Here is a 9,709-nt window from a genome sequence, read left to right on the forward strand (position 1 = left end):
CAAAGTCACTTATTCCGCGGCGTCATCGGCCACGGCGGTGAGGGTCACCTTGCCACCGGCCTTCTCGACTGCGGCAATCGCGGCCTTCGAAGCACCGGCAAGGGTGATCTCTACTTTGGACTTCAGCTCGCCCTTCGCAAGGAGGCGGATGCCATCCAGTGCGCGGCGGACCAGGCCCGCAGCGATCAGGACGTCGGCATCAATCGGCTTTTTCGCGTCGATCTTGCCTTCGGCGATGGCCTTCTCGAGACGGCCGAGATTCACTTCTGCCCAAGCCTTGCGGTTCGGCTTGTTGAAGCCCCGCTTCGGCAGACGCATGTGAAGCGGCATCTGCCCGCCTTCGAAACCCTTGATGGCCACACCCGAACGGGATTTCTGGCCCTTGACGCCACGACCACCGGTCTTGCCCTTGCCGGAACCGATACCACGGCCGACGCGGGTGCGGATCTTGGTCGCACCGTCATTGTCACGCAATTCATTGAGACGCATGTCGTTCTCCATTCGATGGAGCGGTTTCCCTTGCCGGGACCTACTCCTCGACGATTTCCACCATGTGGCTGACCTTGGCAATCATGCCACGGACAGACGGTGTATCCTCAAGCTCGCGCTCGCGACCGATCTTGTTCAGACCGAGGCCGACGAGCGTGGCACGCTGATCTTTCGGGCGGCGGATGGCGCTACCCGTCTGGCGCACGCGGATGGTCTTATTGGCCATTGTATCCGGTCCTTACGCTTCGATCGCTTCCGGTGAGGACGCGCCGTCATCGCGGCGGTTCACCAGATCACCGACCTTGAGACCACGCTTGGCGGCAACCGAGCGCGGGCTCGACTGCAGCTTCAGCGCGTCCATGGTGGCGCGGATCATGTTGTACGGGTTGGACGTACCAACCGACTTGGCGACCACGTCCTGGATCCCGAGGGTTTCCAGCACGGCGCGCATCGGACCACCGGCGATGACGCCGGTACCCGGAGGCGCTGCCCGCAGGACGACCTTGCCGGCGCCGTGACGGCCTTTGCCGTCATGGTGCAGGGTACGGCCTTCGCGAAGCGGGACGCGGATCATGTTCTTCTTGGCTTCGTCGGTCGCCTTGCGGATGGCTTCCGGCACTTCACGTGCCTTGCCCTGTCCGAAGCCGACGCGGCCTTTCGTGTCACCGACGACGACGAGGGCTGCGAACTGGAAGTTCCGGCCACCCTTCACCGTCTTGGCGACGCGGTTGATGTGGACGAGCTTGTCGACAAGTTCGTCATCGCGTTCCTGGTCGCGGTCCCGGCCGCGGCCGCGGCCCCGGCCACGGTCACCGCCACCACGTTGCTCGTTCTGATGAGCCATACGTCCGCTCCCTTAGAAGTTCAGGCCGCCCTCGCGGGCCGCCTCTGCGAGCGCTTTGACACGCCCGTGAAAGATGTAACCGCCACGGTCGAAGACGACGTCCTTGACGCCTTCCTTGACTGCGCGCTCGGCGATCAGCTTGCCAACAAGCTCGGCAGCCTTCGTGTCCCAGCCCTTGCCATGCTCCTTTTGAGCGGCTTCCTCGAGGGAAGAGGCTGCGACGACCGTCTTGCCCGACACATCGTCGATGATCTGGGCATAGATGTTCTTCGAAGACCGGTAGACCGACAGCCGCGGACGGCCGTTGGCGAACTTGCGCAGACGGATCCGGTTGCGCTGGGCGCGACGGACCGATTTTTCGCGTTGAGTTTTCATCGCTCGCCCTACTTCTTCTTGCCTTCTTTGCGGCGGATGTACTCGCCGACATATTTGATGCCCTTGCCCTTGTAAGGCTCCGGCGGACGGAAGCGGCGGATCTCGGCGGCGACCTGGCCAACGCGCTGCTTGTCAGCGCCCGTGATCTTCACTTCGGTCGGCTTGCCGACGGCGATGGTGATGCCCTCAGGCGCGTCGTAAACGACGTCGTGGGACAGACCGAGCGACAGCTTCAGGGACGTGCCCTGCATCTGTGCCCGGTAACCAACACCGACCAGCTCAAGGTTCTTTTCGTAACCAGCCGTGACACCCTGGACCAGGTTGGCGACGAGGGCACGTTGCATGCCCCACATTGCGCGGGCCTTCTTGGTCTCATCGCGCGGGGAGATGACGATACCGTCCTCACCCTGCTCGGCGCTGACTTCATCGACAAAGGTCATGGACAGTTCGCCCTTGGGACCCTTGACGGTCAGCGCGGTCTTGGAAAGCGTCGCGGTGACGCCGCCAGGAATGGCTACCGGGAGTTTACCGATACGTGACATTGGTTCGCTCCCTTAGCTGACGTGACAGAGGATCTCGCCGCCCACATTGGACTCGCGAGCAGTCGAATCCGACATCACGCCCTTGGGCGTGGACAGGATTGCGATGCCGAGACCGTTTTGGACGAGCGGAAGGTCCTTGACGCCGGAATAAACACGGCGGCCCGGCTTGGAGATACGCTTGATCTCCGAAATGACCGAGTCACCTTCGAAATACTTCAGTTCGATCTCGAACTCTTTCATGCCGGACGCATGTTCCACTTCCGCATAATCACGGATGTAGCCTTCCGACTTGAGAACGTCGAGCACGCGGCGGCGCAAGGCCGATGCCGGCGTGTTGACGGCCCGCTTGTTGCGCATGAGCGCATTGCGGATACGGGTCAGCATATCGCCGAGAGGATCGTTCACAGACATCTCTTCGTCTCCTCTCTTACCAGCTCGACTTGACCATGCCCGGGATCATACCCTGGCTGGCATAGTCACGCATCGCGATACGCGACATGCGGAATTTGCGGTAGAAAGCACGCGGACGGCCGGTGATTTCACACCGGTTCCGAATGCGGGTAACCGCCGAATTGCGCGGCAATTCAGCCAGCTTCAGCTGAGCAGCAAAACGCTCCTCGACTGGAAGTTCCTTGTTACGAGCGATCGACTTGAGTTGCTCACGCTTGGCCGCATAACGCTTGGCCAGGCGAGCACGCTTCAAGTTGCGCTCGATTGCGGAAGTTTTCGCCATTTAAGTCCTCCTGCGTGCAAAGCCCGAGTGGCCTTGCGTTCCTGCTGCGTCAGTTCGTAAAGGGGAAATCGAACTCGGCCAGCAGGGCCTTCGCTTCCTCATCATTGCCGGCAGTCGTGCAGACAACGATATCCATACCCCGGATCTTCTCGACCTTGTCGTAGTCGATCTCCGGGAACACGATGTGTTCTTTCATGCCCATCGCGTAATTTCCGCGACCGTCGAAGCTCTTACCATTGAGCCCACGGAAGTCACGCACGCGTGGCAGGGCGATGGTGATCAGGCGGTCCAGGAATTCGTACATACGGTCCTGGCGCAGGGTCACTTTCGCACCGATCACCTGCTCCTCACGGAGCTTGAAGCCAGCGATGGACTTCTTGGCGACCGTCTTGACCGGCTTCTGGCCGGTGATGGCTTCGAGGTCTTCCAGGGCACCCTTGATCTTCTTGGTGTCCTGCGACGCTTCGCCGACGCCCATATTGATCACGATCTTGTCCAGACGCGGGATCATCATGTCGTTGGCATAGCCGAACTTCTCCTTCATCGCCGCACGGATGGTTTCCGTGTACTTGGCGCGAAGACGCGGTGTGTATGTGGCGGTATCAGACATCGATAACCTCGCCCGAGCTCTTGGCGACGCGGACTTTCTTGCCGTCTTCGGTCTTGAAGCCGACACGAGTTGCCTCGCCGGTTTTCGGATCAGCCACCGCCACGTTCGACACGTGGATGGAGGCTTCCTTTTCGATGATGCCGCCCTGTTCGGTCTGCGTCGCACGCGTGTGGCGCTTGACCACATTCACGCCCGCCACAACGACCCGATCTTCGGTCGGCAGCACTTTGGTGACTTCACCGGTCTTGCCCTTGTCACGGCCGGCGAGAATGACGACTTTGTCGCCCTTCTTGATCTTGGCAGCCATTACAGCACCTCCGGCGCCAGCGAGACGATTTTCATGTGGTTCTTGGCGCGAAGTTCGCGCGGAACCGGTCCGAAAATACGCGTGCCGAGCGGCTCGTTATTGTTGTTGATAATCACAGCCGCGTTGCCATCGAAGCGAATGACGGAACCGTCCTTGCGCTGGATGTCCTTGGCCACGCGAACGACGACGGCCTTGCGGACGTCACCCTTCTTCACGCGACCACGCGGAATGGCTTCCTTGACCGAGACGACAATGATGTCGCCGACGTGGGCATAGCGACGCTTGGCACCGCCGAGCACCTTGATGCACTGCACACGGCGGGCGCCAGAATTGTCAGCCACGTCCAGATTGGTTTGCATCTGGATCATCGCAGATCCTCCTTAGGAAAGGTGGGGTCTCACATCCGGCCTAGGCCGCGACGGTGACCACCTCCCACCGCTTCAGTTTCGACTTGGGTGCACATTCCTGAATTTGGACCTGGTCACCCACCTTGTAAGCATTGGCTTCGTCATGTGCGTGGTAACGCTTGGTACGACGGACCGTCTTGCGCAGCAGCGGGTGGAGGAAAGTCCGTTCCACACGCACCACGATGGTCTTGGCACCCTTGTCACTCACTACGACGCCTTGCAGGATACGCTTCGGCATCGCTAGCTCCCTTGCTCTTCTTGCGAATTCCGCTCGGTCTGGACCGTCTGAATGCGCGCGATATCGCGGCGAATCTGGCCGTAACGAGCGGTGTTTTCCATCTGGCCGGAGGCCTGCTGGAACCGCAGTTTGAATTGTTCTTCCTTCAGCTTCAGGAGCGAATCCTTCAGCTGATCTTCTGTCATGGCGCGAACGTCAACGGGTTTCATCGTTGTGTTCTCCCTATTCGCCCAAACGGGCGACGATTTTGGTCTTCACCGGCAGCTTCGCGGCGCCCAGTTCCAGGGCTTCGCGCGCAACATTTTCGGGAACACCGTCGATCTCGAACATGATGCGGCCGGGCTTGACTTTGCACGCCCAAAACTCGGGCGAGCCCTTACCTTTACCCATCCGGACTTCGGTCGGCTTCTTGGAAACCGGTACGTCCGGGAAGATGCGGATCCACACGCGACCTGCACGCTTCATGTGGCGAGTGATCGCCCGACGCGTGGCTTCGATCTGGCGCGCGGTAACGCGTTCCGGCTGAAGCGCCTTGAGGCCGTAGGAGCCGAAGTTCAGCGTGAAGCCACCCTTCGCTGCGCCTTTGATACGGCCTTTGTGCGCCTTGCGGAATTTCGTGCGTTTCGGTTGCAGCATGGCTGAATTCCTTACGCGGCTTGGCGGCCCGAACGGGCGCGCTGTTCACCGGACTCCTGGAGACGGCGCTCCTGGGCGTTCGGATCGTGTTCCATGATCTCACCCTTGTAGATCCAGACCTTGATACCGATGATACCCATCGCGGTCTTGGCTTCGCAGGTGCCGTAATCGATGTCGGCGCGCAGCGTATGAAGCGGGACGGAGCCCTCATTATACTGCTCGGTCCGGGCGATTTCCGCCCCGCCGAGACGACCGCCGCAGACGATCTTGCAGCCCTTGGCGCCCATGCGCATTGCCGACTGCATCGAACGCTTCATCGCGCGGCGGAAAGCCACACGGCGCTCGAGCTGCTGGGCGATGGACTCGGCCACCAGGGCCGCGTCGATCTCCGGCTTGCGCACTTCGACCAGGTTCAGGTGAACTTCACCATCGATCATCTTCGACAGCTCCTTGCGGAGCGTCTCGATGTCAGAACCCTTCTTGCCGATCACCACACCCGGACGGGCCGTGTGGACGGTGACGCGGCACTTCTTGTGCGGGCGCTCGATCACGATCTTCGAGACACTGGCATTCTTCAGACGCTCTTTGAGCATCTTCCGGATCTTGATGTCTTCGTGCAGCAGCTTGGCGTACTCGCCAGCGCCTGCATACCAGCGCGATTCCCAGGTGCGGTTGACGCCAAGGCGCAGACCGATCGGATTTACTTTCTGACCCATCAGGCGGCCTCCTCGACTTCGCGCACCACAATGGTGAGCTCGGAAAACGGCTTCAGGATCTTTGCGCCGCGACCGCGTGCACGAGCCCGGAACCGTTTCATGACCAGGTTTTTGCCGACAAAGGCTTCCGACACGACAAGGCTGTCGATGTCGAGACCATGATTGTTCTCGGCATTGGCAATCGCGGATTCGAGCGTCTTCTTGACGTCCTTGGAAATCCGCTTGCGCGAGAATTCCAGATCGGCCAGGGCCCGCTCGACCTTCTTGCCACGGATGAGCGCGGCGACAAGGTTCAGCTTTTGCGGGCTGGTGCGGATCATCCGCAGCTTGGCGCGCGCTTCATTGTCGGCGACGCGACGGGGATTTGTAGACTGTCCCATCGCTTATCTCCGCTTGGCTTTTTTGTCCGCAGCGTGACCGTAATAGGTCCGCGACGGAGAAAATTCACCGAGCTTGTGGCCGACCATGTCTTCGGTCACCAGCACCGGTACGAACTTGTTGCCGTTGTGAACCTGGAATGTCAGGCCCACGAATTGCGGCATGATGGTTGAACGGCGCGACCAGGTCTTGATCGCTTGCTTGCGTCCACCCTCGTGCGACTTCTCCGCTTTTTTCAGCAGATAGCCGTCGACGAACGGACCTTTCCAGACAGAGCGAGGCATCGTCTGCTCCCTATCGCTTCTTGCGCTCGTGGCGCGAGCGGATGATGAATTTGTCGGTCGACTTGTTCTTGCGCGTCTTGGCACCCTTGGTCGGCTTGCCCCAAGGCGTCACCGGATGGCGACCACCAGAGGTACGGCCTTCACCACCACCATGCGGGTGATCAACCGGGTTCATGACAACACCGCGAACAGACGGACGCTTGCCGAGATGGCGATTGCGCCCGGCCTTGCCGAGATTGATGTTCAGGTGGTCCGGGTTTGACACCGCACCGACCGTCGCCATGCACTTGTCCGAGACCATGCGCAGCTCGCCCGAGGCCAGACGGATCTGGGCATAGCCGGCATCACGGCCGACAAGCTGGACATAGGCACCGGCGGAACGGGCGATCTGACCACCCTTCTCCGGCTTCATCTCGACATTGTGAAGGATGGTGCCGACCGGCACCGCCTTCAGCGGCATCGCATTGCCCGGCTTCACGTCGCACTTGGCAGACGCGATGACCGTATCGCCTTCGGAAAGACGCTGCGGAGCCAGGATATAGGCCTTTTCGCCGTCCTCATACTTGATGAGGGCGATGAAGGCCGTCCGGTTCGGATCGTACTCAAGACGCTCGACCGTCGCGGGCATGTCCCACTTGCGGCGCTTGAAGTCCACCAGGCGATAGAGACGCTTCGCGCCACCACCCCGCCGGCGGGCCGTGATCCGACCCATATTGTTGCGGCCACCCTTTTTGGTGAGGCCCTCAACCAGTGTCTTCTCGGGACGTCCCTTGTGCAGGGCGGAGCGATCCACCAGCACCAGGGCGCGACGGCCCGGAGAAGTCGGTTTGAATGTTTTCAAAGCCATCTTACAGACCCGTCGTCACGTCGATCGAGTGACCCTCTGCGAGAGTCACGACCGCTTTCTTCTGGTCATTGCGGCGACCGGGAATACCCCGGAAGCGCTTGGTCTTTCCGTGAACCTTGATGGTGTTCACAGCCGTCACCTTCACCTTGAAGAGTGCCTCGACCGCTTCCGCGATCTCACCCTTGTTGGCGGAGAGCGGCACAAAGAAGACAACCTTGCTTTCTTCCGAAAGCAGCGTCGACTTCTCGGTGATCACCGGGCTCAGGATCGTGTCGTAATGGCGCGCAGCAGCCGACATCTTAAGCCTCCTTCGCGCTGAGGCGTGCGTGGATCTGTTCCACGGCCGCCTTGGTCAGCACCAGGGTGTCGCGACGCAGCACGTCATAAACATTCAGGCCCTGGGCGGGCAGAACGTCGATGCATGGCAGGTTGCGAGCCGCCTTGGCAAAATTCTCGTTCACTTCGGCGCCGGAGATCACCAGGGCATTGGAAATGCCCAGGCTTTCGAACGACGTCCGCAGTGCCTTGGTCTGCGGGGCATCAAGTGCCGCGTCATCGATGATGACCAACGACTTGGTGCCCAGCTTGGCCGACAGCGCGTGGCGCAGGCCAAGGGCACGGACCTTCTTGGGCAGCTCGTGGGCGTGGCTGCGGACACGGGGACCGTGCGCCTTGCCACCACCGACGAATTGCGGAGCGGACCGGGCACCGTGACGCGCCGTACCACCGCCCTTTTGGCGGCCGAAGCGCTTCTTGGTGCGATTGATTTCAGAGCGGCCGAGCGTCTTGTGCGTGCCTTGCTGGCGGGCTGCCAGCTGCCACTTCACAACGCGCTGCAGGAGGTCGGAGCGCACCTCTTCAATGCCGAAGACGGCATCGTCGAGATCGATCGCACCGGCGTCTTTCGCCGCGAGGGTTTTGACCTCGATCTTCATGCTTGCGTTCCTTCTTCACCGTCAGCCGCAGCTTCCGGAGCCGCGTTGTCAGCGTCCGCCGGAGCAGCCTCGTTCTCAACCACTTCAGCCGTGACCGGCGCGTTCAGCTCGTCCAGCGTGCGGAACTTGCCCGGCAGGGGAAGCTCGGTGCCGCCATGGCCCTTGATCGCGTCGCGAAGCTCGACCCAGCCACCGGCTGAACCCGGAACCGCGCCCTTGACCAGGACAATGCCGCGCTCGACGTCAACACGAACAACTTCAATGTTCTGCGTGGTCACGCGGACAGCGCCCATGTGACCGGCCATTTTCTTGCCCTTGAAGACCTTGCCCGGATCCTGACACTGACCGGTCGAACCATGCGAACGGTGCGAGATTGACACACCGTGCGTGGCACGAAGGCCGCCAAAACCGTGGCGTTTCATGGCCCCTGCAAAACCCTTACCGATCGAGATGCCGGCGACATCCACTTTCTGGCCAGGGACGAAGTGGTCCGCGGTCAGCTCGGCGCCGACTTCGATCAGGGCGTCTTCAGCGACGCGAAATTCGACCAGCTTGCGCTTGGGTGCAACCTTGGCCTTGGCGAAGTGACCGCGCATGGCTTTCGGCGTGCGCTTGGCCTTGGCTTCACCGGCACCCAGCTGGAGCGCCACATAACCGTCCCGGTCCGCTGTCTTGTGAGACACGACCTGGACATTGTCCATGTGGAGCACCGTGCAGGGCACGTGCGAGCCGTCTTCGGCGAAAATGCGTGTCATGCCCAGCTTGCGGGCAACCACGCCTGTTCTGCGATCTTCCTGGCGCATAATCCTACGCTCCCAGCTTGATCTCGACGTCCACACCAGCCGACAGGTCGAGCTTCATCAGCGCGTCCACGGTTTGCGGGGTGGGGTCGACGATGTCGAGAAGGCGCTTGTGGGTCCGGATTTCGAACTGTTCGCGCGACTTCTTGTCGATGTGCGGCGAACGCAGCACCGTGAATTTCTCGATGCGTGTCGGCAGCGGAATCGGACCACGGACGTTGGCGCCCGTGCGCTTGGCTGTCGAAACGATCTCCCGGGTGGAGTTATCCAGAACCCGGTGATCGAACGCCTTCAGGCGAATGCGGATGTTTTGACGTTCCATCAAACCGATCCCGTTTCTTAACTTTCAAAAAGAGCAAACCGGGGCGGATACCTAAAGCACCGCCCCGGTCGGATGGGGTAGTCTACTCGATGATTTTCGAGACGACGCCGGCGCCGACGGTGCGGCCACCTTCACGGATTGCGAAGCGGAGCTTCTCTTCCATGGCGATCGGCACGATCAGCTCGACATTCATTTCAATGTTGTCGCCCGGCATCACCATTTCCGTACCTTCGTTCAGCGTCACAA

Annotated in this window: 21 protein-coding genes and 1 pseudogene; all 22 read right to left on the minus strand. The window is 60.9% G+C overall.

What is annotated here, in order from left to right; genetic code table 11:
* Positions 1–9: 9 nt before the first annotated feature.
* Positions 10–489 (minus strand): 50S ribosomal protein L15, encoded by a 480-nt coding sequence (gene rplO, locus VOI18_RS06040; protein ID WP_323761502.1) that lies wholly within the window; start codon positions 487–489, stop codon positions 10–12.
* A 40-nt stretch (positions 490–529) separates the two neighbouring features.
* On the minus strand, positions 530–715 hold the full coding sequence (rpmD, locus tag VOI18_RS06045; protein WP_323761503.1) for a 50S ribosomal protein L30: 186 nt from the start codon (positions 713–715) through the stop codon (positions 530–532).
* A 12-nt stretch (positions 716–727) separates the two neighbouring features.
* Positions 728–1,333: a 30S ribosomal protein S5 gene (rpsE, locus tag VOI18_RS06050; protein ID WP_011643716.1), complete on the minus strand. Its 606-nt coding sequence runs from the start codon at positions 1,331–1,333 to the stop codon at positions 728–730.
* A 12-nt stretch (positions 1,334–1,345) separates the two neighbouring features.
* Entirely contained in the window at positions 1,346–1,708 is a 363-nt protein-coding gene (gene rplR, locus VOI18_RS06055; RefSeq protein ID WP_323761504.1) for a 50S ribosomal protein L18, read from the minus strand.
* 8 nt (positions 1,709–1,716) lie between these two features.
* The gene (rplF, locus tag VOI18_RS06060) at positions 1,717–2,250 is read right to left on the minus strand and encodes a 50S ribosomal protein L6 (protein ID WP_011643718.1); all 534 of its coding nucleotides are present in this window, start codon (positions 2,248–2,250) and stop codon (positions 1,717–1,719) included.
* 12 nt (positions 2,251–2,262) lie between these two features.
* Positions 2,263–2,661: a 30S ribosomal protein S8 gene (rpsH, locus tag VOI18_RS06065; protein WP_323761505.1), complete on the minus strand. Its 399-nt coding sequence runs from the start codon at positions 2,659–2,661 to the stop codon at positions 2,263–2,265.
* Between the two features lie 16 nt (positions 2,662–2,677).
* A complete protein-coding gene (rpsN, locus tag VOI18_RS06070) occupies positions 2,678–2,983 on the minus strand; it encodes a 30S ribosomal protein S14 (protein WP_323761506.1) in 306 nt (101 codons plus the stop codon).
* Positions 2,984–3,032: 49 nt separating this feature from the next.
* The gene (gene rplE / locus VOI18_RS06075; protein ID WP_323761507.1) at positions 3,033–3,593 is read right to left on the minus strand and encodes a 50S ribosomal protein L5; all 561 of its coding nucleotides are present in this window, start codon (positions 3,591–3,593) and stop codon (positions 3,033–3,035) included.
* A complete protein-coding gene (gene rplX / locus VOI18_RS06080) occupies positions 3,586–3,900 on the minus strand; it encodes a 50S ribosomal protein L24 (RefSeq protein WP_011643722.1) in 315 nt (104 codons plus the stop codon). The genes rplE and rplX overlap by 8 nt, the downstream gene beginning before the upstream one ends.
* A complete protein-coding gene (rplN, locus tag VOI18_RS06085; protein WP_011643723.1) occupies positions 3,900–4,268 on the minus strand; it encodes a 50S ribosomal protein L14 in 369 nt (122 codons plus the stop codon). Before rplN ends, rplX begins: the two co-directional genes overlap by 1 nt.
* 40 nt (positions 4,269–4,308) lie before the next feature.
* The gene (rpsQ, locus tag VOI18_RS06090; RefSeq protein ID WP_011643724.1) at positions 4,309–4,545 is read right to left on the minus strand and encodes a 30S ribosomal protein S17; all 237 of its coding nucleotides are present in this window, start codon (positions 4,543–4,545) and stop codon (positions 4,309–4,311) included.
* Positions 4,546–4,547: 2 nt separating this feature from the next.
* A complete protein-coding gene (gene rpmC / locus VOI18_RS06095) occupies positions 4,548–4,754 on the minus strand; it encodes a 50S ribosomal protein L29 (RefSeq protein ID WP_011643725.1) in 207 nt (68 codons plus the stop codon).
* A gap of 13 nt (positions 4,755–4,767) precedes the next feature.
* A complete protein-coding gene (rplP, locus tag VOI18_RS06100) occupies positions 4,768–5,181 on the minus strand; it encodes a 50S ribosomal protein L16 (RefSeq protein ID WP_011643726.1) in 414 nt (137 codons plus the stop codon).
* Between the two features lie 11 nt (positions 5,182–5,192).
* Positions 5,193–5,897, minus strand: a complete 705-nt coding sequence (rpsC, locus tag VOI18_RS06105) for a 30S ribosomal protein S3 (RefSeq protein ID WP_011643727.1) — start codon at positions 5,895–5,897, stop codon at positions 5,193–5,195.
* Complete coding sequence (gene rplV, locus VOI18_RS06110) at positions 5,897–6,277, minus strand: 50S ribosomal protein L22 (RefSeq protein WP_323761508.1); 381 nt, start codon at positions 6,275–6,277, stop codon at positions 5,897–5,899. The genes rpsC and rplV overlap by 1 nt, the downstream gene beginning before the upstream one ends.
* 3 nt (positions 6,278–6,280) lie before the next feature.
* Positions 6,281–6,559, minus strand: a complete 279-nt coding sequence (gene rpsS, locus VOI18_RS06115) for a 30S ribosomal protein S19 (RefSeq protein ID WP_011643729.1) — start codon at positions 6,557–6,559, stop codon at positions 6,281–6,283.
* A gap of 10 nt (positions 6,560–6,569) precedes the next feature.
* The gene (rplB, locus tag VOI18_RS06120) at positions 6,570–7,406 is read right to left on the minus strand and encodes a 50S ribosomal protein L2 (protein WP_011643730.1); all 837 of its coding nucleotides are present in this window, start codon (positions 7,404–7,406) and stop codon (positions 6,570–6,572) included.
* 1 nt (position 7,407) lies between these two features.
* Positions 7,408–7,704 (minus strand): 50S ribosomal protein L23, encoded by a 297-nt coding sequence (locus VOI18_RS06125; RefSeq protein ID WP_011643731.1) that lies wholly within the window; start codon positions 7,702–7,704, stop codon positions 7,408–7,410.
* Position 7,705: 1 nt separating this feature from the next.
* Positions 7,706–8,341 (minus strand): 50S ribosomal protein L4, encoded by a 636-nt coding sequence (gene rplD, locus VOI18_RS06130; protein WP_323761509.1) that lies wholly within the window; start codon positions 8,339–8,341, stop codon positions 7,706–7,708.
* On the minus strand, positions 8,338–9,144 hold the full coding sequence (gene rplC, locus VOI18_RS06135) for a 50S ribosomal protein L3 (RefSeq protein ID WP_323761510.1): 807 nt from the start codon (positions 9,142–9,144) through the stop codon (positions 8,338–8,340). The genes rplD and rplC overlap by 4 nt, the downstream gene beginning before the upstream one ends.
* Positions 9,145–9,148: 4 nt before the next feature.
* Positions 9,149–9,463, minus strand: a complete 315-nt coding sequence (rpsJ, locus tag VOI18_RS06140) for a 30S ribosomal protein S10 (protein WP_011643734.1) — start codon at positions 9,461–9,463, stop codon at positions 9,149–9,151.
* Between the two features lie 82 nt (positions 9,464–9,545).
* Positions 9,546–9,709, minus strand: a pseudogene (gene tuf / locus VOI18_RS06145) (elongation factor Tu); the annotation flags it as partial.

Origin of the sequence: Maricaulis sp. (assembly GCF_034670125.1) — a bacterium.
GTDB lineage: Bacteria > Pseudomonadota > Alphaproteobacteria > Caulobacterales > Maricaulaceae > Maricaulis.